Origin of the sequence: Streptomyces sp. NPDC026672, assembly GCF_040638185.1 — a bacterium.
Taxonomy (GTDB): Bacteria; Actinomycetota; Actinomycetes; order Streptomycetales; family Streptomycetaceae; genus Streptomyces.
Map to the genome: position 1 here is coordinate 1 of NZ_JBEZXS010000020.1, position 26,374 is coordinate 26,374.

General features: G+C 70.6%; 23 protein-coding genes and 1 rRNA gene. 9 read left to right on the forward strand and 15 right to left on the reverse strand.

The features are described 5' to 3' along the window. Positions 1-164 precede the first annotated feature (164 nt). Both rrf and AB0F77_RS22995 read left to right on the forward strand, forming a co-directional pair. A 5S ribosomal RNA gene (rrf, locus tag AB0F77_RS22990) occupies positions 165-281 on the forward strand. Positions 282-379: 98 nt separating this feature from the next. Continuing rightward, entirely contained in the window at positions 380-943 is a 564-nt protein-coding gene (locus tag AB0F77_RS22995) for a GNAT family N-acetyltransferase (protein WP_358079795.1), read from the forward strand. A gap of 15 nt (positions 944-958) precedes the next feature. Here AB0F77_RS22995 and AB0F77_RS23000 read toward each other — a convergent pair whose 3' ends face one another. The 6 genes from AB0F77_RS23000 to AB0F77_RS23025 form a co-directional block, all read right to left on the reverse strand. Continuing rightward, positions 959-2,506, reverse strand: a complete 1,548-nt coding sequence (locus AB0F77_RS23000; RefSeq protein WP_361951625.1) for a type IV secretory system conjugative DNA transfer family protein — start codon at positions 2,504-2,506, stop codon at positions 959-961. A 1-nt stretch (position 2,507) separates the two neighbouring features. Beyond that, positions 2,508-3,935 carry an ATP-binding protein gene (locus tag AB0F77_RS23005; protein WP_361951628.1) on the reverse strand — a complete coding sequence of 476 codons (1,428 nt, stop codon included), beginning with the start codon at positions 3,933-3,935 and terminating at the stop codon, positions 2,508-2,510. 6 nt (positions 3,936-3,941) lie between these two features. Next, positions 3,942-5,501 carry an SCO6880 family protein gene (locus AB0F77_RS23010; protein WP_361951631.1) on the reverse strand — a complete coding sequence of 520 codons (1,560 nt, stop codon included), beginning with the start codon at positions 5,499-5,501 and terminating at the stop codon, positions 3,942-3,944. Beyond that, positions 5,498-6,823, reverse strand: a complete 1,326-nt coding sequence (locus AB0F77_RS23015; protein ID WP_361951634.1) for a hypothetical protein — start codon at positions 6,821-6,823, stop codon at positions 5,498-5,500. The genes AB0F77_RS23010 and AB0F77_RS23015 overlap by 4 nt, the downstream gene beginning before the upstream one ends. Continuing rightward, positions 6,813-7,634, reverse strand: a complete 822-nt coding sequence (locus AB0F77_RS23020) for a hypothetical protein (RefSeq protein ID WP_361951637.1) — start codon at positions 7,632-7,634, stop codon at positions 6,813-6,815. The genes AB0F77_RS23015 and AB0F77_RS23020 overlap by 11 nt, the downstream gene beginning before the upstream one ends. Before the next feature lie 170 nt (positions 7,635-7,804). After that, a complete protein-coding gene (locus AB0F77_RS23025) occupies positions 7,805-8,113 on the reverse strand; it encodes a hypothetical protein (protein WP_014673544.1) in 309 nt (102 codons plus the stop codon). A 414-nt stretch (positions 8,114-8,527) separates the two neighbouring features. Here AB0F77_RS23025 and AB0F77_RS23030 point away from each other — a divergent pair, with 414 nt between their 5' ends. Together AB0F77_RS23030 and AB0F77_RS23035 are read left to right on the forward strand one after the other, a co-directional pair. After that, positions 8,528-9,547, forward strand: coding sequence for a bifunctional lytic transglycosylase/C40 family peptidase (locus AB0F77_RS23030; protein WP_361951640.1), 1,020 nt, complete (start codon positions 8,528-8,530; stop codon positions 9,545-9,547). A gap of 220 nt (positions 9,548-9,767) precedes the next feature. Continuing rightward, complete coding sequence (locus AB0F77_RS23035) at positions 9,768-10,469, forward strand: phosphatase PAP2 family protein (RefSeq protein ID WP_361951643.1); 702 nt, start codon at positions 9,768-9,770, stop codon at positions 10,467-10,469. 106 nt (positions 10,470-10,575) lie between these two features. Here AB0F77_RS23035 and AB0F77_RS23040 read toward each other — a convergent pair whose 3' ends face one another. Further along, positions 10,576-12,153, reverse strand: coding sequence for an FAD-binding oxidoreductase (locus AB0F77_RS23040; protein ID WP_361951646.1), 1,578 nt, complete (start codon positions 12,151-12,153; stop codon positions 10,576-10,578). A 353-nt stretch (positions 12,154-12,506) separates the two neighbouring features. On the opposite strand from AB0F77_RS23040, the gene pstS reads away from it, so the two are divergent. The 4 genes from pstS (at position 12,507) to pstB (ending at position 16,659) form a co-directional block, all read left to right on the forward strand. Further along, positions 12,507-13,646 (forward strand): phosphate ABC transporter substrate-binding protein PstS, encoded by a 1,140-nt coding sequence (gene pstS, locus AB0F77_RS23045; protein WP_361951649.1) that lies wholly within the window; start codon positions 12,507-12,509, stop codon positions 13,644-13,646. A gap of 130 nt (positions 13,647-13,776) precedes the next feature. Then, complete coding sequence (gene pstC / locus AB0F77_RS23050; protein WP_361951652.1) at positions 13,777-14,787, forward strand: phosphate ABC transporter permease subunit PstC; 1,011 nt, start codon at positions 13,777-13,779, stop codon at positions 14,785-14,787. Further along, positions 14,784-15,836 (forward strand): phosphate ABC transporter permease PstA, encoded by a 1,053-nt coding sequence (gene pstA, locus AB0F77_RS23055; protein WP_361951655.1) that lies wholly within the window; start codon positions 14,784-14,786, stop codon positions 15,834-15,836. The genes pstC and pstA overlap by 4 nt, the downstream gene beginning before the upstream one ends. A 46-nt stretch (positions 15,837-15,882) precedes the next feature. Beyond that, the gene (gene pstB / locus AB0F77_RS23060; RefSeq protein ID WP_361951658.1) at positions 15,883-16,659 is read left to right on the forward strand and encodes a phosphate ABC transporter ATP-binding protein PstB; all 777 of its coding nucleotides are present in this window, start codon (positions 15,883-15,885) and stop codon (positions 16,657-16,659) included. An 821-nt stretch (positions 16,660-17,480) separates the two neighbouring features. Here pstB and AB0F77_RS23065 read toward each other — a convergent pair. Both AB0F77_RS23065 and AB0F77_RS23070 read right to left on the reverse strand, forming a co-directional pair. Next, on the reverse strand, positions 17,481-18,479 hold the full coding sequence (locus tag AB0F77_RS23065) for an inorganic phosphate transporter (protein ID WP_361951661.1): 999 nt from the start codon (positions 18,477-18,479) through the stop codon (positions 17,481-17,483). 7 nt (positions 18,480-18,486) lie between these two features. Then, positions 18,487-19,107 (reverse strand): DUF47 family protein, encoded by a 621-nt coding sequence (locus AB0F77_RS23070; RefSeq protein WP_030204253.1) that lies wholly within the window; start codon positions 19,105-19,107, stop codon positions 18,487-18,489. 194 nt (positions 19,108-19,301) lie between these two features. Between AB0F77_RS23070 and AB0F77_RS23075 the strand changes: the two genes are divergently transcribed. Beyond that, complete coding sequence (locus AB0F77_RS23075) at positions 19,302-19,658, forward strand: metal-sensitive transcriptional regulator (RefSeq protein ID WP_361951664.1); 357 nt, start codon at positions 19,302-19,304, stop codon at positions 19,656-19,658. A 9-nt stretch (positions 19,659-19,667) separates the two neighbouring features. Here AB0F77_RS23075 and AB0F77_RS23080 read toward each other — a convergent pair whose 3' ends face one another. The 6 genes from AB0F77_RS23080 to mshD form a co-directional block, all read right to left on the reverse strand. Continuing rightward, entirely contained in the window at positions 19,668-19,853 is a 186-nt protein-coding gene (locus AB0F77_RS23080) for a hypothetical protein (protein ID WP_361951667.1), read from the reverse strand. A gap of 91 nt (positions 19,854-19,944) precedes the next feature. Next, complete coding sequence (locus AB0F77_RS23085; protein ID WP_361951669.1) at positions 19,945-20,820, reverse strand: hypothetical protein; 876 nt, start codon at positions 20,818-20,820, stop codon at positions 19,945-19,947. 381 nt (positions 20,821-21,201) lie between these two features. Next, entirely contained in the window at positions 21,202-21,636 is a 435-nt protein-coding gene (locus tag AB0F77_RS23090; RefSeq protein ID WP_361951672.1) for an NUDIX hydrolase, read from the reverse strand. A gap of 24 nt (positions 21,637-21,660) precedes the next feature. Beyond that, positions 21,661-22,746, reverse strand: a complete 1,086-nt coding sequence (locus tag AB0F77_RS23095; RefSeq protein WP_361951675.1) for a CHAD domain-containing protein — start codon at positions 22,744-22,746, stop codon at positions 21,661-21,663. Then, positions 22,727-24,958: an RNA degradosome polyphosphate kinase gene (locus AB0F77_RS23100; RefSeq protein ID WP_361951678.1), complete on the reverse strand. Its 2,232-nt coding sequence runs from the start codon at positions 24,956-24,958 to the stop codon at positions 22,727-22,729. Before AB0F77_RS23100 ends, AB0F77_RS23095 begins: the two co-directional genes overlap by 20 nt. A gap of 417 nt (positions 24,959-25,375) precedes the next feature. Then, positions 25,376-26,302, reverse strand: coding sequence for a mycothiol synthase (mshD, locus tag AB0F77_RS23105; RefSeq protein WP_361951681.1), 927 nt, complete (start codon positions 26,300-26,302; stop codon positions 25,376-25,378). Positions 26,303-26,374: the final 72 nt, after the last annotated feature.

The window sequence follows — 26,374 nt, forward strand, 5'->3', positions numbered from 1 at the left end:
GGTTGATAGGCCGGATCTGGAAGCCAGGTGACTGGTGGAGGTGACCGGTACTAATAGGCCGAGGGCTTGTCCTCAGTTGCTCGCGTCCACTGTGTTGGTTCTGAAACCACGAACAACCCCACCCCCTATGGGGGGTGGTGCGGGTGTTGAGTGTTTCATAGTGTTTCGGTGGTCATAGCGTGAGGGAAACGCCCGGTTACATTCCGAACCCGGAAGCTAAGCCTTACAGCGCCGATGGTACTGCAGGGGGGACCCTGTGGGAGAGTAGGACACCGCCGAACAAATTGTGAGAAGGAGCTCCAACTCCAGGTGAAAGCCTGTGAGTTGGGGCTTCTTTTTTTGTTCGCGTCCATGCTGTGCCCGCGCTAGCGTGGCCCGCATGACTGCCTTGCCCAGCGATGACTATGTGATCCGTGCGATACGCGCCGACGAGTGGCAGAACGTGAAGCGGCTGCGGCTCGTCGCCCTCCAGGACCCGGTCGCGCACCTCGCCTTCCTGGAGTCGTACGAGACCGCCGCCGCCAGGCCGGACGTCTTCTGGCAGGACAGGGCTCAGGGAAGCATCGGCGAGACGGACGGTGCACGGCAGATCATCGCCGAGGCCCCCGACGGGACCTGGGCCGGCAGCGTGACCGTCCTCATCGAGGAGGCCGGAAGCATCGACTGGGCCGGGCACTCCGTCGATCAGCGGCAGGGACACGTCGTCGGAGTGTTCGTGCGTCCCGAACACCGCGGCAACGGGCTCATCAAGAGGCTGTTCGACGCCGCTCTGGACTGGGCCTGGGGGCACGGGGCCGAGCGGACGCGACTGCTGGTGCACGAGGACAACGGGCGGGCCCAGGCGGCGTACCGCAAGGTGGGGTTCGTGCCGAGCGGGGCCACCGTGGTGTTCGAGAAGGACGCCGGACAGCGGGAGCTGGAGTTCGTCGTCGAGCGGGGCTGACCGCCGCGGGCGCCGTCAGACGGGGAGTTCGTGGTGCGGCCAGCGGGCGCGGGCCTGTTCGCGGCTGCGCAGCAGGGCGAGGGTCGGCAGTCCCTGGTCCGTTCCTGTCGACAGCAGGTCCGGGAGTTGGGGGAGCGGGGCCACGGCCGCGACGTCGTCCAGGACGAGGGTCAGTGGTGGGTCGAGCCGACCGGAGGATGACCGTTCGGCCATGTGCCGGCCGTGCTCGACCACGCTTGAGACGAGAGCCGTCAGGAGGGGCATCGCACCCGGGTTCGTCCTGGGGTCCTCGATGGATTCACCGACCACATAAAGCGTTCCCCCTTCGTTGACGAAGGAATCCAAGGCGATCGCATCACTTCGATGGGGTGTGCACGCCTCGCGGATGTTGACCGTGAACAGCGCGGCGAGGGCTCGGCCGGCCAACTGCTGGGCCATGTCCCGGCGTTCGGGGTGGGCCGTCAGCGCGGCCTCCAGCTCGCCCGCGGCACCGGAGGCCGCCTTGGGGTTCGTACGGAGGGTGCGCACCGCGTCCTGGATCTGGGTGCCCTGGGTCCAGCGGTGGACGTGGCGGATGGTGCGGGCTTCTATCGCCGCGGCGTGCAGATAGCTGCGGAGCAGGGTCTCGGCGGTGTCGGCGACCGCCTGGTCGAGCCGGGCCGTCGGGCGGACGGGCGCGAGCAGGGCCGTGGCCCTGGCCAGCGCCGTCTGTCTGTCCTCGCAGCCCGCCGTGGGGGACCAGTGGAGGCGGGACGGGGTGTCGCACAGGTGCGTGGGGTCGTAGAGGAGGGTGGGGCCCAGTTTGGCCCTGCCGTCCTTGGTGTCCTGCCACACGTCGGCGTTGGAGGTCACGACGAGCACGGGGCCCGGCGCGTCCGTGATGGCTTGGACGGCCGTAAGACGTCGGGCGGCGGCCGGCGCGTAGTGGACCGGGCCGGGACGCTCCCAGGCGGCCGCCGGAGCGCCGTTCGCCGGCGGTGCGGCGAGTGGGACGGCGGCGACCGGTTCGAGGCCGGGAGCGGGGGTCGGGGTGCCCTGAGGGCCGGGGAAGCCGGGTGCCGGGGGCGCGGTTTCCGGGAGGGGCTCCGTCCTCGGCACCGGGACCTCGTGGAGCGGGGGCCGTTCCTCCCGCACCGGGGCCGGGGGCATGGCCTTGGCCGCAGGAGGCGAGACACGCGCGGCCGTGTCCTGGCGGCGCCGTGCCCGGCCCGCCCGCCATCGCGCCACCGTGCCCATGACGAAGACCGTCAGCACGAACAGGACCATCAGCTGACCGATGAACAGGCCCCAGAAGAGGCCGTACCCGGAGAGCTGGTCCGGCGGCGTGGTCGGCCAGGCGCCCGCCATGTCGTGGGGCCGGGTGACGAGGTGGCGCATGGCGAGCGCCGTGCGCGGGAACGTCACCCCGGCCGGCCAGGAGCCGTGCGAGAAGAGACCGGCGAGGCCCGTGGCGGTCCACACCAGCAGGGTCATGCCGAGGAGGAAGGCGAGGAGCCCGACGAGCAGGCCGTCGGGCATGCCGCCCTGGCCGGAGCGGCCGGGCTCCCGTTCTTCGGGTCTCATCTCAGGCCACCGTGGACTCGGACGGCCCGTATCCGTCCAGTTCGAGGTGTTGCTCCACGAAGGCCGCCGCCCGTTCCTCCGCCTCCAGCTCGGCGGCGAACAGCGCGTCGTCGGTGTCCTGGTCGGTGGAGGACTCGGTCATCGCGCGGTCGGTGAAGACCAGGGCGCGTTCCGCCTCGGTGACCAGGTGCTTGACCACCTGGACGTTGCCGTTGACGTCCCACACCGCGATGCCGGGGGTGAGGGTGGGGATGATCTCCACGGCCCAGCGCGGCAGGCCGATGACCCGGCCGGTGGCGCGGGCCTCGTCGGCCTTCTGGGCGTAGATGGTGCGGGTCGAGGCCATCTTGAGGATCGCGGCGGCCTCCTTGGCCGCCGCTCCGTCCACCACGTCGGACAGGTGGTGGACGACGGCCACGAAGGACAGGCCGAGTCGGCGCCCGAACTTCAGCAGCCGCTGGAACAGCTGGGCCACGAAGGGGCTGTTGATGATGTGCCACGCCTCCTCGACCAGGAAGATGCGCTTCTTCCGGTCGGGGCGGATCCAGGTGTGCTCCAGCCACACGCCGACGATCGCCATGAGGATGGGCATGGCGATGGAGTTGCGGTCGATGTGGGAGAGGTCGAAGACGATCAGCGGGGCGTCGAGGTCGATGCCGACGGTCGTGGGGCCGTCGAACATGCCCCTCAGGTCACCGTCGACGAGCCGGTCGATGACCAGCGCCACGTCCAGGCCCCAGGCGCGTACGTCGTCCAGGGCGACGTTCATCGCCTCGGCCGACTCCGGCTCGGGGTGCCGCAGTTGCTCGACGATGTCGGAGAGGACCGGCTGGCGTTCGACGATGGTCTCGTTGACGTAGGCGTGCGCGACCTTGAGGGCGAAGCCGGAGCGTTCGTCGAGGCCGTGGCCCATCGCGACCTCGATGATGGTGCGCAGCAGGGCGAGCTGGCCGGTCGTGGTGATCGACGGGTCCAGCGGGTTGAGGCGGATGCCGTGGTCCAGGGCGGCCATCGGGTCCAGGCGGATGGGCGTTATCCCCAGCTCCTGGGCGATGAGGTTCCATTCGCCGACGCCGTCCTCGCCCTGGGCGTCGAGGACGACGACCTGCCGGTCGCGGAAGCGCAACTGGCGCAGCACGTACGTCTTCTCCAGCGCCGACTTGCCGTTGCCGGACTCGCCGAGGACCAGCCAGTGCGGGGCGGGGAGCTGCTGTCCGTACAGCTGGAAGGGGTCGTAGATGTAGCCCTTCCCGGAGTACACCTCGCGGCCGATGATGACGCCGGAGTCGCCGAGGCCGGGAGCCGCGGTGGGCAGGTAGACCGCCTGGGCCTGGCCGGTGGACGTGCGCACCGGCAGCCGGGTCGTCTCGACCTTCCCGAAGAGGAAGGACGTGAAGGCTTCGGTGAGGGCGGACAGCGGATCCCGCATGAGGTCCTACCTCCGGATGCCGGTGGCGAAGGGAAGTGTGTTCACGAAGGCGCGGTGGTGCTCGCGGTCGCACCACTCCAGCTTCAGGTACGACTTTCCGGCCGAGGCCCTTATCGTCCGCTTGTCACGGGCCAGGGCCTCGGGGGAGCGGGAGGAGACGGTGATGTAGCCGACGAGGTTGACTCCGGCGGCGCCGCTGGCGAGGTCCTCGCCGCGCTGGTCGAGACGGTTGTGGGCGGCGATGTCGCGCGGGTCGACCGTGCGGTTCATCTTGGCGGCGCGGCTGGCCTCGGCCTCGTCGTTGGTCTTCTCGGTCAGCATGCGCTCGATGGCGACCTCGGTGGGTTCGAGGTCCATGGTGACGGCGACCGTGCGGATCACGTCCGGGGTGTGGACGAGGAGCGGGGCCAGGAAGTTGACGCCCACCGGGGTCATCGGCCACTCCTTGACCCAGGCCGTGGAGTGGCACCAGGGGGCGCGGGTGCTGGACTCGCGGGTCTTGGCCTTGAGGTAGGTGGGCTCCATGGCGTCGAGCTCGGCCGGCCAGGCGTTGCGCCTGGTCATCGCCTGGATGTGGTCGATCGGGTGGTCGGGGTCGTACATGGAGTGGATCAGCGAGGCCAGCCGGCCCTGGCCGAGGGGCTGGCGGACGCGGATGTCCGCCTCCTGGAGCCGGGAGCAGATGTCGGTCAGCTCACGGGCCATGACGACGGCGAGCCCCGCGTCCCGGTCCAGCTTGCGGCCCGCGTGGGGCCGGGCGGCGCGGGCCATGGCCTGGGCCTCGGCGGAGAGTTCGCGGGTGTAGTGCATGCAGGCGACGAGGTAGGCGCGGTGCTGCTCGCTGCTGGTGGACACCATGGACTGGAGCTGGTCGTAGGACCGGGCGAGCCAGTCGGGCGCCTTGTCGTCCCCGCGGACGGCGACGTCCTTGGCGTGGGCGTCGGGGTCGGCGGGGAGGGTGCGGGCGAGCATCTGGATGCGGGTGACGAAGCCGTCGCCGTTGGCCACGTGCTTGAGCAGCGTGCCGAAGCGGTCGACGAGGGCCTCCTGGTCCTCGGAGTCGCGCAGGCCGACGCCGGGGCCCTCGATCTCGATGGCGGCGGTGACGGTCTTGCGGTCGGCGTGCAGGAGCACGGCGATCTCGTCGGGGCCGAAGGGCGCGGCGAGCCAGCTGATGCGGCCGATGCCGGGGGGCGGGCCGATCTCGACCTCGCGTCCGTCGAGGCGGGTGCCGGCCTCCATGGCGGTCGACCGGTAGAGGGTGCCGTTGCGCAGCGTCCGCTTGTAACTGCGGTTGATCTCGAACCACTTGTAGAACGTGCGGCGCTTGTACGGCACGTAGACCGCCGCGAGCGCGAGCATCGGGAAGCCCGTGAGCAGCACGATCCGCAGGGGCAGGACCGGGACCAGGAGGCCGCACATCATGCCGAGGAACGCGCCGGCGATGATGAGGGCGATCTCGCCTGACTCACGGTTGCGGCCGACGATCGCGTTCGGCCGCGCGCGGCCGATGAGATACGTACGGCGGGGCGTGATCGGATGGGACAGATGGGACTCGGTCGTCAACGCCCTTCACCTCCCGGGCGGTTGGAGCTGCTGTTGCGGGTGTTGCCGGCGTGCGGGGTGTTGACCGGGCTCGGCGTGCGGGGTGCGGGTGCGGCGGAGGGGACAGATCCGCCGCCGCCCGGGGTGCGGGTGCTGTGGGCGGCGACTCCGCCCGAGGCGGGGTTGGCCGGGCGCGGGGCGGAGCCGGACTGGCCGCCGCCTCCGTTGCTGTCGGCGCGGGCGCTGTGCGTCTTGATGCCCTGGGCGACCAGGGTCGCGGGGGAGCTGATGACGGCGGCGGCCTTGCCCTCGGCGCCCTGCATGATGCGGTTGTTGCGGGAGTTGGCGATGTCGTCGCCGAAGCCCGGGACGAAGCGGTAGATCATTCCGCTGGCGAAGATGGCGAGCAGGATGATGGCGAGGCCGGAGACGACCGCGCTGAGCGCGTTCGGGCCGTCGTCGGTGGCGAGGGCGCCGGCGAGGCCGAGCACGATGACGATGACCGGTTTGACGAGGATGACCGCGATCATGATGCCCGCCCAGCGGCGGACGTGGCCCCACAGGTTCTTGTCGACGAGGCCGGCGTAGACGACGACGCCGAGGAGGGCGCCGACGTACAGGAGGACGGCGCGCAGGAAGAGTTCCAGGTAGAGGACGCCCGCGGCGAGGATCGAGACGAGGGAGACCAGGATCAGCATGATCGGGCCGCCGCCGATGTCGGTGCCCTTCTTGAGGGCGCCGGAGAACGTGCCGAAGAACGTGTCGGTCTGGTCGCCGGTGGCCTTGGCGAGGACGTCGCTGACGCCGTCGGTCGCGGAGACGACGGTGTAGAGGATCAGGGGGGTGAAGGCGGAGGCGAGGACGGTGAGCCAGAGGAAGCCGACGGCTTCGGAGACGGCGGTGGTGAAGGGGACGCCGCGGACCGCCCTCTTGGCGACGGCCAGGAGCCACAGGACGAGGGTGAGGATGGCGGAGGCGGCGAAGACGATGGCGTACTGCTGGAGGAACTTCTGGTTGGTGAAGTCCACGGTCGCCGTGTCCTTCACGGCCTCACTGAGCTTGTCGACGGTCCAGGAGGCGGCGTCAGCACATCCCTTGGCGAGCGAGGAGAGGGGGTCGAGGGTGGAGGTCAGCGGATTATCAGCACCACCACCGCCACCTTCCCCACTGCTGCCTTTTTCGCAGTAGTCCCTGGCGGGGCCGTGGATCAGGTCGCAGGGGTTGTTGCTCGGGCCGGGCGTGGGAGTGGGAGCGGCGAGGGCATGCGTGGCCATGAGGACGGCCGCTGTCTGTACGGCTGTGACGGCGGCGGCCAACGTGAGTACGCGGCGGTTAGCGGGCATAGGTGAACCCTCCGTACTCCTCGACGGCCTTCGACATCTCATCGGCGCTGGAAGCTTTGTCGTCGCCGGGGACGGGCGCCGGGCCTTCCTTCTGGGAATGCTCGATGATCTTCCAGTCCCCGTCGGTCCACTCCAGTTTCATGGTGATGGTGAACCAGCTGTTGGTGACGGGGTTGGTGGAGTTCTCGCCCGCCAGTCCGAGCAGACCGCTGCACCACACCTCGACGGTCGCGGCGTCGGCCGAGGACCCGGTGGTTCTTGTACCGATCGGGCTCGTACGGGAGATGAACGTGTAGCCCTGTGGTGTCGACCCGTCCTCGTTGAGGCCGACGCTCTTGTTGAACGCCGGGGTGTACGCCTGGTCGAGGGACGACTGGAAGGAGGCGACCCGGGAGGAAGTGATGATGTCCCGGAGGATGGTGTCCCGCCTCGGCTTGCTGAACATCTCGGCCGAGCCCAGTGCCACCGCGTAGTTCGCCGCTGCGCTTTCTGCTCCCTGTTGGTTGTGGGAGAAGCCTGTGGGGATGCCCGTGGACTTGGTTCGGACGGGCTTGTCGCCGGTGGGGGACGTGGGCGCCGCCGCGGGCTTGTCCGCGTTGTCGTCCGGGGACGAACCGTCGTCGCTGCGGTTTGCGAAGGCGATCGCTGCGATCAGGAGGACCACCACGCCGACGACGGTGACCAGGCTGCGCGAGGACGAGCGGCCGCCGCGTCGCGCGCCGCCGTAGGGGTCGCGCTCGGGCAGCCGCGTGCGCGTCTGTCCCGTGTCGGCGTAACCGCCGGAGGACCCGTGCTCGTCTCCGAGACTCATGCCGCGTACGCCCCCTCGACGTCGTCCGGGAACAACGGTAGCCGTGCTGGTTCCCGCGCGGGCGCGGTGTGGTGACTCGACATCAGGGAAACGCAACCTCAGCCGGTGGGCACGACGGGCGGGTGGGGTAGGGGGACCGGGCGCGCCCGGAGGGGGACCGGGGCGGTGGGCTAGACGGCCATGCCGTACACGATGGTGAACAGCGTGCCGAGCGAGCCGATGATGAAGACGCCCGTGAGGCCGGCGATGATGAGGCCCTTGCCCTGTTCCGCACTGAAGGTGTCGCGCAGGGCGGTCGCGCCGATGCGCTGTTTGGCCGCACCCCAGACCGCGATGCCGAGGCAGAGCAGGATGGCCACGGCCATGACCACCTCGATCATGACCTTCGCCTCGTTGCCCAGGCTGCCGAAGGGACCCCAGTCGGGAGCGATCCCGCCGATGATGGTGTTGATGTCTCCCTTGTCGGCCGCAAAGAGCATGTAAGTCACCGCCCCTGGTGGGTAGTTCTGAGATCTCTCTGCGGTGTGCAGAGGTCACTCCTCATTCTTCCCGACAATGCCGCCGTCGTATGTCGACTTGACGTCACTCATTGGCGGGTTTCGTACGAACGCCTCGCATGGTCACTCTGTGTATCACGGCAGGTCACGCCGGGCAATGATGTGTGAGCGAAACCTGTCGTGTGGTTCCGTCGTTGACCATTTTTACGGTCTGGCACGGTTTCTGACGGCTGGTCGGGTGAGCCGTCCAGACGATGCTCTCATGCCGCCCCGCGCCGGGGCGGGGCGCGAAGGGGGCTCAGCGGAGCGGCGGGCGGCCGGTTGCCGGGGCCCGTGTGCTGATTGGCGCCACTCTGCTCCGGACTCTGCCGCGAAATGGACGTGAACCCGCTTCGGATGGGGGAGGGTTGGGGGGTGCGGAAATGGTGGTACGTGGGAGGGGCCGTCGTCGGGCTCGGAGTCAGCTTCGTGCTGCTGCTCGTCGTCGGTGTGTACGTCGTCGCCGGGAACCTGGTGAACGGCGCCGGCGGGGGCAGCGTGGGACTGGCCAAGGGTGCCGTGCCCGCCGCCTACAAGTCGCTCGTGCAACGCTGGGGCAACCTCTGCCCCGCCCTCAACCCCGCTCTGCTCGCCGCCCAGCTGTACCAGGAGAGCGGCTGGGACCCGAACATCGTCAGCCCGGCCGACGCCCGCGGCATCGCGCAGTTCATCCCCGGCACCTGGGCCACGCACGGCATCGACGCCAACGGTGACGGGAAGCGCGACATCTGGGACCCGAATGACGCGATTCCGTCGGCCGCCTCGTACGACTGTGAACTCGCCAAGTACGTCAAGGACGTCCCCGGGAACGTCAGCGACAACATGCTCGCCTCCTACAACGCGGGCGCGTACCGGGTCATCAGGGCGGGGGGGATTCCGGCCATCCGGGAGACCCAGAACTACGTCAGGACGATCCGCACGCTGGAGAAGAGCTTCGCCGCCCCCGTCTCCCGCGTCGACCCCAGCCGGCAGGCCGCAGGCGCCATCGCCTACGCCCAGGACAAGCTCGGCACGCCCTATCTCTGGGGTGGCAACGGCACCGCCGACCAGGGCGGACGCTTCGACTGCTCCGGTCTGACCAAGGCGGCGTACGAGCACGTGGGCATCACCCTGCCCCGGGTCGCCAACGACCAGTACAACGCAGGACCGCACCCCTCCCGCGACCAGTTGCTCCCCGGCGACCTGGTGTTCTTCTCGGACGACCTCACCGATTCGCGCGCCATCCGGCACGTGGGCATCTACGTGGGCGGCGGATACATGATCGACGCGCCGCGCACGGGCGCCGTCATCCGCTTCGACCCGGTCGACACCCCCGACTACTTCGGCGCCACCCGGGTCACCGAGGATGGCGCGAAAGCGCTCCCCACCGCGGTCTGAACCGAGCGTGAACCCACCCCCTGAGCTGCGGCGATGAGTCTCTCTTCGATAACGTCTGCGTGATCATTCGGTGGAGGGTGGAACCTATCAAGAGGAGCCGTGCGTTCCTGGTGACGTAGCCGAGCGGACGTCAGGACAGCGGAAGCCGATCTACAACCACGGGGGTGGACAGCGGCGCACGCGAGGTGCGCCGGGAGAACGACGAAGGGGCCGCAGCATCATGGCTGTACTCGCCGCATCCGGGTCCAACCCCGACGTCGACCTGCTCTACGACATCAACGGCCTCGCCAAGGACGCCCCGCACTGGTTCGACCGGATCATGGAGTTCGTCGGTGAGTACGGACTGCTGGTCGCCATGGTGCTGCTGGTCCTGTCCTGCTGGTGGTCCGTGCGGCGCAGGGCCGAGAGCGGGGACGAGGCCGCCGCGTCCGTGGCCGCGCTGGTCTGGGCGCCGCTGGCCGCCGGCCTCGCCGTCCTCGTGAACGTGCCGATACGCGGGTTCGTCGAGCGGCCCCGCCCCTTCCTCGACCACCAGGGCATCGACGTCCTCGTCCAGGGCAAGACCGACTACTCCTTCGTCAGCGACCACGCGACGATCACCATGGCCCTCGGTGTCGGTCTGTTCGTCGCCCACCGCAGGTTCGGCCTCGTCGGGATCGCCCTGGCCCTGTTCGAGGGCTTCTGCCGGGTCTACATGGGTGTGCACTACCCGACGGACGTCATCGGCGGCTTCGCGCTCGGCACGGCCGTCGTCCTGCTGCTCTCCCCGGCGGCCACGGCCCTGCTCACCCCGCTGTTCAAGGCCGTCGAACGCTCGCCCAGGGCCGGCCGGCTCGTCCGGCGCCGCTCCGGGTCCGGCGCGGCCGTCGCCCCCGGGGCACAGACCCCGAGCACGTCCCAGGAGCGCGACCTGGCGGCCTGAGCCGCCACCGGCTCCCGGCCCGCGCGTCGACTCCCGGCCCGCGCGCCGGGTCCGGTTCCGCGCCGCGTCCGGCCCCGCGGCGGTCGTCATGGCCGTCCCGGGGCCGTCACAGCCCCTGCGGGTAGGAGAAGAAGCCCTTCGGGTCGTACTGCTTCTTCACCCGGCCCAGCCGTGCCGCCGCGTCCCCGTAGTACGCGCCCCGCCAGTCCTTCAGGGCCGGGTCCGTGTAGTTCTGGTAGGCCGCCCCGGACGCGTACGGCCGCATCGCCTCGTGGGCCGAGTCCAGCCACGACCGGGCCGCCGTCCCGGAGGTGCCCGCGTCCCAGGACGCGATGTACTGCGCGAGCATCCGCGAGCGGCGGTGCACGAACGCCGTCGCCGTGGGCGACACCCGGTTGACGGCGCCGCCGAGGGCGGTCAGGGCGATGCTGCCCGGTCCGCCCCGCACCGCTTCCGTCCGCCTCAGCAGCGTCTGTATGCCCGCCGCAGACAGGGATCGGTCGAAGAAGTCCGAGTGCGCCGCGTACGTCTCGCGGCCCAGCGCGCCCTGCGGGGAGCGGCCGGGCGTGGAGCCGGGCAGATGGCAGCGGGCGTCGGTGGCGAAGGACGAGCAGCCGGCGTAGACCTCCATGGCCTCCTCGTAGCCGCGCCGACGCAGGGACACGCTCGTCGCCGAGGCGCCCGCGCGGTCCGCGAGGCGGTCGACGGCGTTCTGCAACTCGCCGTACGTGCCCAGGGAGACCACGAACAACGACACCGTGGGCCGGCCGCCGGGCTTGTTCTCCAGGTGCAGCGCGGACCAGATCTCGTCGTCCTGGTCCGGGCCCCACTCCTGCCAGGCCCGCAGCAGCGCCGCCGCCCCGCTCCACGGCCAGGTCAGATAGCCGGTCACGAGCTGCGGCGCGGGGTGGGTGCGGAACTCCAGCTCGGTGACGACGCCGAAGTTGCCGTTGCCCGCGCCGCGCAGGGCCCAGAAGAGATCGGCGTGGGTGGTCGCGTCCGCGGTGAGCCGCTTGCCGTCGGCGGTGACGAGGGTGGCGCGGGTGAGACTGTCGCAGGTCAGGCCGTAGGCGCGGGAGACCACTCCGTGGCCGCCGCCGAGGACCAGGCCCGAGACCCCGACGGTGGGGCAGGAGCCCGCCGGTATGGTCACGCCCTGCGCGGCGAGCGCCCGGTAGACGTCGATCAGTTTGGCGCCCGCGCCGATCACGGCCCGGCCGCCGCCCACCCGGATCCGGTTCAGCCGGGAGACGTCGACGACGAGCCGGCCGTCGCCGGAGGACCAACCCGCGTACGAGTGGCCGCCGTTGCGTATCGCGACCCGGGTTCCGTGGTGTTGGGCGTAGGTGAGCGCCGTACGGACGTCGTCCTCGTGCGCGACATAGGCGACCGCCGTCGGTTTCAAGCCGTCGAAGCGGGTGTTGTAGAGCAGCCGGGCCGTCTGCCAGGCGCGGTCGCCGGGGCGGACCAGGGTGCCGTCCAGGTCGCGGGCGAGGGCGGGGAGATCGGGGGCCCGCGCCGGACTGGTGGTCTTCGGGGACATCCGCGAGGATGTGGACGTAACTGACGTACCGGACGCGGGGCCGCCGGTCGTCGGCCGACCGGCCGGGTCTCCGCTGCACCCCGCCACCGCGGCTGTCGCCAGGGCGGCCGCACCGCCCGAGATGAAGCTGCGCCGTTCCATGTCCGTGCCTTTCGTCGCCTTCCGTGGAACGAGACGGAGTGCCGGCCCCCCGGGTTCCGCCGGCATCGCCGTACCCCTTCGTGTGCCCGGGGATCGTCCGGTTCTGCCGGGTCCGGGTCCGCCGTGCGCGGTGCGCGAGTGGGACCTTCACGTGCCCTCCCCGTGAGCATTCCGTGACCTAACCGGGCCGACGGCAGGGGTTCACCCGCCGTTCACTTCCGGCCATCGGCGGCTTCACCTGATCTGCCTAATTTCGGCCGTACCGGGTGCGGAGTGCGGCGTAAGGGCGCACACGCACCAAGACGACTTCGCACGCCGCCGAGGGTGGCGGCTCCTGGAAGGAACTCCCGAAAGTGAAGCTTCAGCGCAAGAACCGGCTGCGCGCCCTTTCCCTCGGTGCGGTCGCCGTCTCCGGCGCCCTGGCCCTGACGGCGTGCGGCTCCGACGACACCGGCAGCAAGTCGGGCAGCGGCGACTCCGCCTCCGCGTCCGCCCCTGCTTCGGCCGGTTCCATCAAGTGTGACGACGCGAAGGGTCAGCTGCTGTCGGACGGCTCGTCCGCGCAGAAGAACGCGATCGACGCCTGGGTGAAGAACTTCTCGCAGGCCTGTGGCGTGCAGATCAACTACAAGGCCGGCGGCTCCGGTGCGGGCGTCACCGCCTTCACCCAGGGTCAGATCCCGTGGGCCGGTTCGGACTCCGCGCTGAAGCCCGAAGAGGTCGAGGCCTCGAAGAAGGTCTGCTCCGGCGGCCAGGGCATCGACCTCCCGATGGTCGGTGGCCCCATCGCGGTCGGCTACAACCTCAGCGGCGTGGACAACCTGGTCCTGGACGCCCCCACCCTGGCGAAGATCTTCGACGGCAAGATCTCCAACTGGAACGACTCGGCGATCGCGAAGCTGAACCCCGACGCGAAGCTTCCCGACCTCAAGATCCAGGCGTTCCACCGCTCGGACGACTCGGGTACGACGGACAACTTCACCAAGTACCTGATCGCCACCACCCCGGACAACTGGAAGTACTCCGGCGGCAAGACCTGGCAGGCCAAGGGCGGCCAGTCCGCCGCGCAGTCCTCCGGTGTGGCCCAGCAGGTCAAGCAGACCAACGGCGCCATCGGCTACTTCGAGCTGTCCTACGTCGGTGACGGCGTCAAGGCCGTCAGCGTCAACACCGGCGCCAGCGCCCCCGTCGCGCCCAGCACCGACTCCGCCACCAAGGCCATCGCCGACGCCAAGGTCGTCGGCACCGGCAGCGACCTGGCGCTGAAGCTGAACTACACCACCAAGGCGGACGGCGCCTACCCGATCACCCTGGTCACCTACGAGATCGTCTGTGACAAGGGCAACAAGGCGGACACCCTGCCCGCCACCAAGGCCTTCCTCAACTACATCGCCTCCGAGGACGGCCAGAAGATCCTGAGCGGCATCGACTACGCCCCGATGCCCGACGAGATCATCACCAAGGTCCGCAGCACCATCGCGACCCTGAGCTGACCTGAGTGTGCGGTCCGGTCCCCACGGGGCCGGGCCGCACCGTCCGGTGCACCGCCGCCAGGGGCCGCACGTCTGTACGGCCCCCCGCTGAGCCGCCATCCGCACACGGCTCCGCAGACCGGAGAACCCGATGGACATAACGACGCACAACACAACAGACGCCCCTCCCCCCACACCCCAGCCGACCGAGGCGGAGCGCAAACGCGCCGCCCGCGGCGCCACCCGACCCGGTGACCGGATCTTCCTCGGTCTCTCCCGCGGGTCGGGCATCCTGCTGCTCGTGATCATGGCCGCGATCGCGGTCTTCCTCGCCTACCGCGCCTCCCTCGCGATCAGCAAGGACCACGGGAACTTCCTGACCACCTTCGAGTGGAACACCAACCTCAACCCGCCGGTCTTCGGCATCGCCGTCCTGGCCTTCGGCACGGTGATCTCCTCGATCATCGCCATGGCCCTCGCGGTGCCGGTGGCGGTCGCCATCGCGCTGTTCCTCACGCACTACGCCCCGCGCCGGCTCCGCGGCCCCATCGCGTACGTGATCGACCTCCTCGCCGCGGTGCCGTCCATCGTCTACGGCCTGTGGGGCGCCCTCATCCTCGTCCCGCACATGAACGGCCTCTTCGGCTGGCTCAACGACTACCTGGGCTGGACGGGCATCTTCTCCTGGGAGGGCGGCGCCCCCCGCTCGATGCTCACCGTCGGCATCCTGCTCGCGATCATGATCCTGCCGATCATCACCAACGTGAGCCGTGAGGTCTTCCGCCAGGTCCCGCAGATGCACGAGGAGGCGGCCCTCGCCCTCGGCGCCACGCGCTGGGAGGTGATCCGGATGGCCGTGCTGCCCTTCGGGCGCTCCGGTGTGATCTCCGCCTCGATGCTCGGCCTCGGTCGCGCGCTCGGCGAGACGATGGCCGTGGCCACCGTGCTCTCCCCGACCTTCGACATCCAGGCCAGCCTGCTCGACCCGGGCGGCGGCACCTTCGCCCAGAACATCGCCAGCAAGTTCGGTGAGGCCTCCCAGGACGGCCGTGACGCGCTGATCGCCTCCGGTCTGGTCCTGTTCGTCATCACCCTGCTGGTCAACGGCGCGGCCCGAGCGATCATCGCCCGCCGCAAGGAGTACTCGGGGGCCAACGCATGAGCACCGCCGTCGCCAAGCCCAACAGCCTGCGCGGTGCGCAGCTGCCCAAGTGGTCGCCCTATGCGATCGCCGCCGGCTCGATCGTGGTCGCCATCGGCATCGGTGCCGCGGCCGGCCTCGACAGCAGGATCCAGTGGGGTCTGATCGCCGCGATCCTGTACGTGGTCGGCACCTACGGCATCGCGGCGGCCGTCGAAGGACGCCGCCAGGCCAAGGACCGGATCGCGACCTCCCTGGTGTGGGTGGCGTTCCTGCTCGCCGTGATCCCGCTGGTCTCCCTCGTGTGGACCACCCTCGTCCGCGGTGTGAAGGTCCTCGACGTCTACTTCCTCACCCACTCGATGGGTGTCGTCGCCGACTCCGAGCCGGGCGGCGGCATCTACCACGCGATCATCGGCAGCCTGGAGCAGGTCGGCTTCGCCACGGTGATCGCGGCGCCGATCGGCATCCTCACCGCGATCTACCTGGTGGAGTACGGACGCGGCGGCCTCGCCCGCGCGGTCACCTTCTTCGTCGACGTGATGACCGGTATCCCCTCGATCGTCGCGGGTCTGTTCATCCTCAGCCTCATGCTGATCTTCGAGATGCAGCCCTTCGGCTTCGCCGGATCGCTCGCGCTGGCCATCCTGATGATGCCGGTCGTCGTCCGGTCCACGGAGGAGATGCTCAAGCTCGTCCCGAACGAGCTGCGCGAGGCGTCCCTCGCGCTGGGCGTCCCGAAGTGGCGGACGATCCTCAAGGTGGTCCTGCCGACCTCGATCGGCGGCATCACGACCGGCGTCATGCTGGCCGTCGCCCGTATCGCGGGTGAGACCGCCCCGGTGCTGCTGCTGGTGTGGGGCAACTCCTTCATCAACACCAACCCGTTCGAGGGTGCCCAGCAGTCGCTGCCGCTGTACATCTACCAGCAGTACGCGAACAGTGCCGGATCGACCGCGGCGTACGACCGCGCGTGGGCGGCCTCGCTCACGCTGATCGCCTTCGTGATGATCCTCAACCTCGTGGCCCGCGGCATCGCCCGCTGGAAGGCCCCGAAGACCGGTCGCTGACGCGGCCATCGGCGACCGATCAAGACTTTCTGGAAGTGAAGCAGACATGGCCAAGCGCATCGACGTGAGCGGACTCACCGCGTACTACGGGTCCCACAAGGCGATCGAAGACATCTCGATGACCGTCGAGCCCCGCTCGGTGACGGCGTTCATCGGTCCCTCCGGCTGCGGCAAGTCGACGTTCCTGCGCACGCTGAACCGGATGCACGAGGTCACCTCCGGTGGCCGGGTCGAGGGCAAGGTGCTCCTCGACGACGAGGACCTGTACGGCGCCGGGATCGACCCGGTGTCGGTCCGCCGCGAGGTGGGCATGGTGTTCCAGCGCCCGAACCCGTTCCCGACCATGTCGATCTTCGACAACGTGGCGGCGGGGCTGCGGCTGAACGGCAGCTACAAGAAGTCGCAGCTCGCCGAGATCGTGGAGAAGTCGCTCAAGGGCGCGAACCTCTGGAACGAGGTCAAGGACCGGCTGAACAAGCCCGGTTCCGGTCTCTCCGGTGGTCAGCAGCAGCGGCTGTGCATCGCGCGGGCGATCGCGGTCGAGCCCGACGTGCTGCTCATGGACGAGCCCTGCTCCGCCCTCGACCCGATCTCCACCCTCGCCATCGAGGACCTGATCGGGGAGCTGAAGGAGCGGTTCACGATCGTCATCGTGACGCACAACATGCAGCAGGCGGCGCGGGTCTCCGACCGGACGGCGTTCTTCAACCTCGCCGCGGTCGGGCAGCCCGGGCGGCTCATCGAGATCGACGACACGGAGCGGATCTTCTCCAACCCGTCGGTCCAGGCGACGGAGGACTACATCTCCGGGCGCTTCGGCTGAGCCGACGTCAGACCCCTCGCGGTGCTGCATGGCGGTGCCACCGCGAGGACGCAAAGGGCCCGCCCCTGGCTCCCGGGGGCGGGCCCGCCCTTTTTTCGCCCACCCACCCGTCTCGCTCGGGAGAGGAGCGAGCGGAGGGACCTGCCGCGAGGCGAGCTGCGTACGACCCGCGGGCTTTTCCTGGGGCCGGGGGGGGGGAGTGGCGCCCGGCTCGCTCGCCAGAGGGCCGAACAGGAACGACCCGCCGCCGGGCGGGCCGGGTTCGGCGCGTGGTGTTGCCCTGGGGGAGGGGCTGGGGTGGGCGGCCTGGCTCGCTTGGGAGCGGGGGAGCGAGGCTGGGGTGTTGCCGGGCGGGCGCGTTCGACCTGCGGAGTTGCGCGGGCGGGGGAGGGGTGCGGCTCGGTGGGCCGAGGGGCGAATCCGGGGGTGGGCTGTGCCGCCGGGCGGGATGGGTTCGGCCGTGACGTTGCTCAGAGCCCTGGGAAGAGGGGGGCCGACTCGGTGGGGGAGGAGCGGACCGAGGGGGTGTCCCACCCGGAGGGGGAACGAGGGGGTGGAGCGGCGGGGAGGGTGAGGGGGCCTCGGCGCGGTGGGTGGGTTCGGCCTGCGGTTCTGCGTGGGGCCCGGAGGGGCTGGGCAGGGGCTTGTTCGGCGGGGAGGAGGGCCGAGTGGGGTGGGGGTGTGAGGTGGGGGCCCGCGTGGTTTGTCGGGTGGCTCGGCGGGCGGTGGGGTCCGGTCCGGGGTGTCCGGTGGTCGGGGTTCGGGGTGGTCGGTGCCCTGGTGCTTCGGCTGGGGAACGTACCCGTGGGGGGCTTGCCGGGTCAGAGGAGCGTTACGTCGATCAGGGCGAAGGACAGGGCCGCTACCAGGGCTGCCGCCGGCATCGTGATGAACCAGCCCAGGACGATGTTCTTGGCGACGCCCCACCGCACGGCGTTCACCCTCTTCGTCGCGCCCACACCCATGATCGCCGAGGTGATGACATGCGTCGTCGAGATCGGCGCCTTGAACAGGAACGCGGTCGTGAACATGATCGCCGCCCCCGTGGTCTCCGCGGCGAACCCCTGCGGCGGATCCAGCTCGATGATCTTCCGCCCCAGCGTCCGCATGATCCGCCATCCACCGGCGTACGTCCCCAGCGACAGCATCACCGCACACACGATCTTGACCCACACCGGAATCGGATCGCCGTACGTCTCGTGCCCGGAGATGACCAGCGCCATCACCACGACGCCCATGGTCTTCTGCGCGTCCTGCAGACCGTGCCCGAGCGCCATCCCGGCCGCCGAGACGGTCTGCGCTATCCGGAAGCCCCGCTTGGCCCGGTGCGGATTGGCCCGCCGGAAGATCCACATGATCGCGGTCATCACCAGGTACCCCACGATCAGACCGACGACCGGCGACAGGAACATGGGAAGCACGACCTTGTCGAGCACCCCGTCCCACAGCACCGTCGTCCCCCCGGCCAGCGCCGCGCCCACCAGACCCCCGAACAGCGCGTGGGACGAGGAGGACGGCAGCCCGAAGTACCAGGTGACGAGGTTCCAGACGATCGCGCCGAGCAGCGCGGCGAAGAGGATGCCCATCCCCTTGCCGCCCTCGGGCGTCTCGATCAGCCCCTCACTGACGGTCTTGGCGACCCCCGAACCGAGGAAGGCACCGGCGAGGTTCATCACCGCGGCCATCGCCAGCGCGGCCCGAGGGGTCAGCGCCCGCGTCGACACCGACGTGGCGATCGCGTTCGCCGAGTCGTGGAAGCCGTTCGTATACGTGAAGAAGAGCGCGACCGCGATGGTCACGAGCAGCGCGAAGGTGTCCATCGACGGCTCAGGACTCCTTGACGGCGATGGTCTCCACCGTGTTCGCCACGTGCTCGAACGCGTCCGCCGCCTCTTCCAGCACGTCCACGATCTGCTTGAGCTTCAGCACCTCAATCGCGTCGTACTTGCCGTTGAAGAGATGGGCGAGGAGCCGGCGGTGGATCTGGTCGGCCTGGTTCTCCAGCCGGTTGACCTCGATCCAGTACTCGGTGAGGTTGTCCATGGTCCGCAGGTGCGGCATCGCCTCGGCCGTCAGCTCCGCCGCCCGCGCCAGGACCTCGATCTGCTGCTCGACGCCCTTGGGCAGTTCCTCGACGTTGTAGAGGACGACCAGGTCGACGGCCTCCTCCATGAAGTCCATGATGTCGTCGAGGGACGACGCGAGGGAGTAGATGTCCTCGCGGTCGAAAGGCGTGATGAACGAGGAGTTCAGCTGGTGGAAGATCGCGTGCGTGGCGTCGTCACCCGCGTGTTCCGCTGCCCGCATACGCTCTGCGATCTCGGCCCGGGCGGATGCGTCCGCCCCGAGCAGTTCCATCAGGAGCTTCGAGCCCGTGACGATGTTGTCCGCGGATGCGGCGAACATGTCATAGAAGCTCGTCTCCCTGGGGGTCAGACGAAATCGCACGTGGGGTCCTTGGGGTGCTTCGGTTTCGGTCAGGCCGATGCTAAGCGCATCATTCGGCCACGGCTAATGGGCCGTCCTCCAGTGTCGCCCATCGGACAGAGTGATCAGCACGGGGGCGTACCAAGGGCCCTATACCCAGCAAAGTTGGTTACCATATACCCACCAGGGGTATATGAAACGAACGGGAGGACGCGATGACGACCACCGAGGCCGGCGTACCGGCGCCCTCCGAGGACGGCGGGGCCGTGGTGACCGACCACGACCGCGGGATCCACGGCTACCACAAGCAGAAGGACGAGCACCTCAAGCGGCTGCGCCGGATCGAGGGCCAGATCCGCGGGCTCCAGCGGATGGTCGACGAGGACGTCTACTGCATCGACATACTCACCCAGGTCTCCGCCTCCACGAAGGCCCTCCAGTCCTTCGCGCTGCAACTGCTGGAGGAGCACCTCCGGCACTGTGTCGCGGACGCGGCCCTCAAGGGAGGAAGCGAGATCGACGCCAAGGTCGAGGAGGCCACGAAGGCGATCGGCCGACTGCTGCGCACCTGACGGGAGGCCCTAACCGTCCAGGGTCTCCGGGGCCCGTTCCTCGGCCACCTTCAGGATCTCGTCGATGCTCTCCAGGCTGAGACGGTCCCCGCGGGCGGCCGAGGCCGCGATGATCAGGTCGCCGCACAGCTCGATCTCGGCGAGGGCCACGAAGTCCTCGACTGCCGTACCGCCGAGCGGAGCCACGTGCGTCACCTCATCTCTGCCGTCGTCGACTTCCTAGAGTAGGCAGCGCTCTACACACCGCGCATGGCACGGACGGGCTAGTTCGCGGACTGGTTACCGGCTAGTTCTCCCGCTGGTTCACCGGTCGGTCGGATGGCTGATTTTCGACGATCCGACCCGCGTAGATGTCCTTCGGACGCGGCAGCCGGACGTCCACGGGCGTGCCGAAGTCGTACAGCAGCGTCGTCGAGGCGACGTCCACGCTGGCCTGTTGTCTGCCGTTGACGAAGCTGAAGCGCTGGCGGAGCTTGCGGACGCGGCCCTGGTCGTCGAGGTAGGCGTCGAACGGGACTTCGGGCGTGGCGAACCCCTTTGCCGCGGCCGCCAGTGCCTTCCGGTTCCCGGTGGAGGCCTGCCGCGCCGCCGCGGCCAGGTCGGCGGTCCCCCGGAAGTGCCGCACCTCGGTGCCGGCGACCTCGGCGCGCCCCATGTAGGTCGCGGTGCGCGTCCCGCGCAGCAACTCCGCCGCGGCATAGGGGTCGGTGGCGCCGCCCGTGACCAGATTGCCGTCGGAGAGGGTCGCGGTGTCGACGCGCACCCATTTGTCGGCGGGCACTCCGGCGCCCCGGTTCTTCATGAACAGGGCTCCCGGCGCGAGGAGTTCGGTGATCGGCCGGTGTTCCGGCGTCCCCGCGGGGTCCTGCGGCAGGACGACGGTGAGCCGGCCGAGCTGCCGGCGGTAGTCGTAGACGCCCGTGCCGCGGATGGTGACGCGGGTGCCGCCGGTGGCCATCTCCATCGAGGTGGTGGCGCGCGAACTGCCCGACCTCCGCAGCACGTCGGCCGCGCGGTGCAGGGCGCCGACCGGGTCGGCCGCGCCGCGCGCGTCCTCGGCGGCGGCACCGCCGCCGCACCCCGTGGCGCCCACGCCCAGGGCCATCACGAGTCCGGTCGCGACGACCGTGCCGCCCCTGTGCCTGTGCTGCCGCCGATCCATCGCCTGCCTACCCCCAGCCGGTGCGTCCGTGGGCCCCCTGTCGTTCCGGTTAACGACGGGTAGGGGGTGCCGTCACGCGTTGCCGGGGGGCGGGAAAGCGCGTACGACCACTTGGGCCGTGAGCGACCGTGAGCTGGGTAACGTTGTCGTGTGGCGCAGCAGGCCGGGCCGGACCGGGCCCCAGAAGGACAGGACCACCGTACGACGACGCAGGAGCAGGGCCCGTTCTGTGTGGCCCGGTGCAGCTGCGGCTGGCGGGGACCGGCCCGCCGGGCCAGAAGCCAGGCCCGGACGGACGCGCAGTCGCACGCGGCGGCCTTCTGACCCGCTCCTTCTCCGTCAGCCGTCAGCCGTCAGGCGTCAGCCGTCAGTCGGCGGGCGTCAGGCGTCGTGCCGGGGCGGTTCGTCCTGGAGCAGCAGGGCGTCGACGAGTTCCCGGTCGCGCGGCTGGGTCAGCCGGTCGCGGGCCTGGGCGGCGCGCAGCCACAGGATGCGGTCCACCTCGTGGTTCGGGTCGAAGTGCCCGTCCACGGCCTGGGCCGCCCAGTAACGCACCTCCTTGGGACGGCCGCCCGCGAGGTAACGCAGGGTGGGCAGCTCCCCGCCGGGGGCCGCGGTGTAGCCGGTCTCCTCGGCCACCTCCCGCAGCGCGCCGGCCAGGGCTTCCTCACCTTGCTTCAGCTTGCCCTTGGGGTGGGACCAGTCGTCGTACTTCGGCCGGTGGACGAGGCAGAGCTCCAGTGCGCCGTCGAGGGGGGAGCGCCGCCACAGGACGCAGCCCGCCGCCAGGACCAGGGTGTCGTCGGTGTGCGTCACCGGTGTCACAGCCTCCTCGCCGGGTCAGGGTGTGCCGACCGTCTGCTTCTGCCACGACTGCTGGAACGCGAACCGGGCCGCCTCCACCTCGTGCCGCTGGTCGGCGTGGAGCACCCCGAGCGCGTACGCCGTCGCGGGCGCGATGCGCGGGGTGCGCGCCGCCTGCGCCGCCGCGGCGGCGGCCTCGGAGGCGTCCCGGTGCCGGTTGAGGGCCTGCCCGGCCGTGAGCAGCCGCACGTCGACCGGGGCGGCGCCGCCGTGCAGGACCTCCAGGGCGTAGCGGTGCAGGCGCAGCAGCAGCCGGACCTGGTGCCAGGGGCCGTCCTGGGGGTGCGGGGCGGGGTCCGGGGACAGCCCGTGGACGAGGGCCTCCGCGTTGTAGGGGTGCCCGGCGGTGACCAGGGGCAGCGCGCCGACCGCGGTCATGAGGCGTTCCTCGGCGGCGCCGGCCAGGGGGTGGAGGCCGGTGCTGGGCGCCGCGGGGGTGAGCGGCACCTCGCTGGCGAGGACGGCGACCTTGTCGGCCACGGCGTGGAAGCGGGAGGAGCCGAGGGCCTGGAGGGCGGTGGAGTGGGCCCGGGTCCGGGCGAGGGTGAGCTGGCGGTCGAGGAGGGCGCCCGCCTTGGCCGCGCCCACGGTGAGGCTGCCGCGTTCCGGCGAGGCCGTCATCGGCGGACCGGAGCCCGCGGCGGCGGACACCGGCGGTGCGGGGAACGCGGTGGAGCCGGACAGCCGGTGCAGGGCGAGCAGCAGCCGCTCCAGCCGGGCCTCGCAGGCGTGCTCCAGGCCCAGCGTGCCGGAGAGCCAGGCCAGTTCGGGGCGCATCTCCTCGGACCAGTCGGGGTCGAGGAGCGGCCGGAAGGTGTGCAGGCTGCCGCTGATGCGGCGGGCCGAGCGGCGCAGGGCGCGCGTCGCGTCGACGGACGGCTCCGCGGGGTTCTCCCCCACCCGCGCGTCCATGCGGGCGGAGGGACCCCCGCTGCCGTTCTCCCGTTGCAGGCGCAGCGCGCGGAGGAACTCCGTGGCCTGGGCGCGGAGGTAGTCCGCGAGGGCGTCCCCGGTCACCGCCCCGGCCGTGGGGTTCGTCGGGTCAAGGTGTTGCTGTGCCACGCCGGCGCCTCCGGGCGTCTATGAGCATCTCCTGGATGTTGCGCAGGGGCTGTCCGTCCGCGTCGGTCGCGTGCCGGTTCCACTCGCCGTCCGGGCCCAGGCGCCAGGACGAGGTGGTGTCGGACATGCCGGTGTCGAGCAGCCGGTTGAGGGCCGCCCGGTGGGCCGGGTCGGTGACCCGGACCAGGGCCTCGATACGGCGGTCGAGGTTGCGGTGCATCATGTCGGCGCTGCCCATCCACACCTCGGGTTCGCCGCCGTTGCCGAAGGCGAAGATCCGGGAGTGCTCCAGGAAGCGGCCGAGGATGGAGCGGACGCGGATGTTGTCCGAGAGTCCGGGCACGTCCGGCCTGAGCGCGCAGATGCCGCGCACCCAGACGTCCACCGGCACTCCGGCCTGGGAGGCGCGGTAGAGGGCGTCGATGATCGCCTCGTCCACCATGGAGTTGACCTTGATGCGGACGAAGGCGGGGCGGCCCGCACGGTGGTGCTGGACCTCCTTGTTGATCCGCGACACCAGGCCGTCCCGCAGGGACTTGGGGGCGACCAGCAGGCGGCGGTAGGTCTCCCGGCGGGAGTAGCCGGAGAGGCGGTTGAACAGGTCGGAGAGGTCCGCGCCGACCTGCGGGTCGGCGGTGAGCAGGCCCAGGTCCTCGTAGAGGCGGGCCGTCTTCGGGTGGTAGTTGCCCGTGCCGACGTGGCTGTAGCGGCGCAGGGTCTCGCCCTCCTGGCGCACCACCAGGGACAGCTTGCAGTGGGTCTTGAGGCCGACGAGGCCGTACACGACGTGGCAGCCGGCCTCTTCCAGCTTGCGCGCCCACTTGATGTTGGCGTGCTCGTCGAAGCGGGCCTTGATCTCGACGAGGACGAGGACCTGCTTGCCGGACTCGGCGGCGTCGATGAGCGCGTCGACTATCGGGGAGTCGCCGGAGGTGCGGTACAGGGTCTGCTTGATCGCGAGGACGTCGGGGTCGTCGGCGGCCTGCTGGAGGAAGGCCTGCACGGACGTCGAGAACGAGTCGTAGGGGTGGTGCAGCAGCACGTCCCGGCCGCGCAGCGCGGCGAAGATGTCGGGCTCGGAGGCCGACTCGACCTCGGCGAGGTCACGGTGGGTCCCGGCGACGAACTTCGGGTACTTCAGCTCGGGGCGGTCGAGGCTGTGGATGCGGAAGAGACCGGTGAGGTCCAGGGGGCCGGGCAGCGGGTAGACCTCGGCCTCGCTGATCTTCAGCTCGCGCACCAGCAGGTCGAGGACCTCGCGGTCGATGGACTCCTCGACCTCCAGGCGCACCGGCGGCCCGAAGCGGCGCCGCATGAGTTCCTTCTCCAGGGCCTGGAGCAGGTTCTCCGCGTCGTCCTCCTCGACCTCCAGGTCCTCGTTGCGGGTGAGCCGGAAGGCGTGGTGCTCCAGGACCTCCATGCCCGGGAACAGCTCCTCCAGGTGCGCGGCGATGACGTCCTCGAGCGGGACGTACCGGCCGGGCGCGGCCTCCAGGAAGCGGGACAGCAGCGGCGGCACCTTCACGCGGGCGAAGTGCTTGTGGCCGCTGACCGGGTTGCGCACGACGACGGCCAGGTTCAGGGACAGGCCGGAGATGTACGGGAAGGGGTGCGCCGGGTCGACGGCGAGGGGGGTGAGGACGGGGAAGATCTGGTGCCGGAAGAGCGTGAACAGGCGGGCCTGTTCCTTGTCGGTCAGCTCGTTCCAGCGGACCAGGTGGATGCCCTCCTCCGCGAGTGCGGGGGCGACGTCCTCGTGGTAGCAGGCGGCGTGCCGGGCCATGAGCTCGCGGGAGCGGGCCCAGATCATCTCCAGCACCTCGCGCGGCTGGAGCCCGGAGGCGGAGCGCGTGGCGACGCCGGTGGCGATGCGGCGCTTGAGGCCGGCGACCCGGACCATGAAGAACTCGTCCAGGTTGCTGGCGAAGATCGCCAGGAAGTTCGCCCGCTCCAGGAGGGGGGTGTTCGGGTCCTCGGCGAGTTCGAGGACCCGCTCGTTGAACGCGAGCCAGCTGCGTTCCCGGTCCAGGAACCGGCCCTGCGGCAGCCGGTCGCCCTCCGCCTGGGCCTCCTCGTACGCGTCGAGATCGGCGTCGATGTCGGGTTCCAGGTCGGAGACGACCGCGGCCACCGTGTGCGGGCGGTGGGCGGCTATGGAGCCCACGGAGGGCTGCGCGTGCTGGACCTCTGCCTGGGTGTTTGGCTGGCTCATGACCCCATTCTTCCGCGCCAGGGGCGAGACAGGCGCGTCGGAACGTGCGGGCGGGAGCGATACGGCCCCGTTTCCCGCGGGCCGCCCGGTGGGCGGCGAAGGTTCTGGCACGGCGGGTTGCATTGGCCGAGCGTCGCAAGCTCGTCTGAATCGATGGTTACGGAGACATGACGTGAGGGATATCGGGACACGGCTCCCCGGGGTACACGGCCCCCGCCCGGGGGCGGGGCGGGGAAGGTGAGGGGCGGCGGCGCGCGGGTTCGGGTGACGGGAGGCGCCGGGAGGTGACTCCCGCGTGTTCCGGCCACCCCGCCGGGGCCCCACGGGCCGCTGCCCGCCCCCGCCCACGGTCCCCGCCCGGCCTCCGCGCCCCGGGCGGGGAATCGGCGCCGGTCAGGTCGTGGATCAGGTCGTGGATCAGGTCTCCGTGCGGTACATCAGGTCCGTCTCGTACGTCGTGAAGCCGAGGCGCTCGTAGACGGTGACCGCCGCCTTGTTGTCGGCGTCCACGTAGAGCATCGCCGTCGGCATGCCCTGGGCCGCGAGGTGGCGCAGGCCGATCGCGGTGAGCGCCTTGCCGAGGCCGCCGCCCTGGGCGCCGGGGGCCACCCCGACGACGTACACCTCGCCCAGGCCCTCCTCCGCGTGGACCTTCGTCCAGTGGAAACCGGCGAGCTCGCCCGCGCGCTCGGCGAGGAAGAAGCCGGCCGGGTCGAACCAGGGCTCGGCCTTGCGGTCGTCCAGGTCGCGCTGGGTGAGGGAGCCCTGCTCGGGGTGGTGGGCGAAGGCGGCCGCGTTCACCGCGAGCCAGGCCGCGTCGTCCTCGCCGGGCACGAACGTGCGCACGCTCACGCCGTCGGGCAGCTTCGGTTCGGGCAGCTCCAGGTCGGTCAACGACCGCCGCATCTGGCGCAGTTCGCGGAAGAGGGTGAGCCCGAGGACCTGGGCGAGGTGCCGGGCGGCGGAGTGCCCGCCGTGCGCCCACACCCGCAGCCGCTTGCCGGACGCGGCGAGCAGCGCCGAGCCGAGCGCCCGGCCGTGCCCGTGGCCGCGCTGGGAGGGGCGCACGACCAGTTCGGCGGCCGGCGCCTCCACCGGGTCGGTGTCCTCCAGTTGTGCGTAGCCCACGAGTTCGTCGCCGACGCTCAGCAGCAGGTGCGAGACGCCCTCCCGGGCGCCGCCGCGAAGTCGCAGCCGGCCCTGCTCCGACACCGGCTGCTGCCCGTCGGCGCGGGCGGCCTCGGCGAGCAGCGCGAGCACGGCCTCGGCCTGCTCCGGGGAGAGTGCGGGATGGGTCCCGATGGAGCGGGACGGGAAGGGCCGTACGGTGTCGTCGCTGGTCATGCGTACGAGGGTACGGGGCGGCCCGCGTCCGGGGACGACTTCGGGGGACGTAAAGGGATGGGCAAAGGGAAA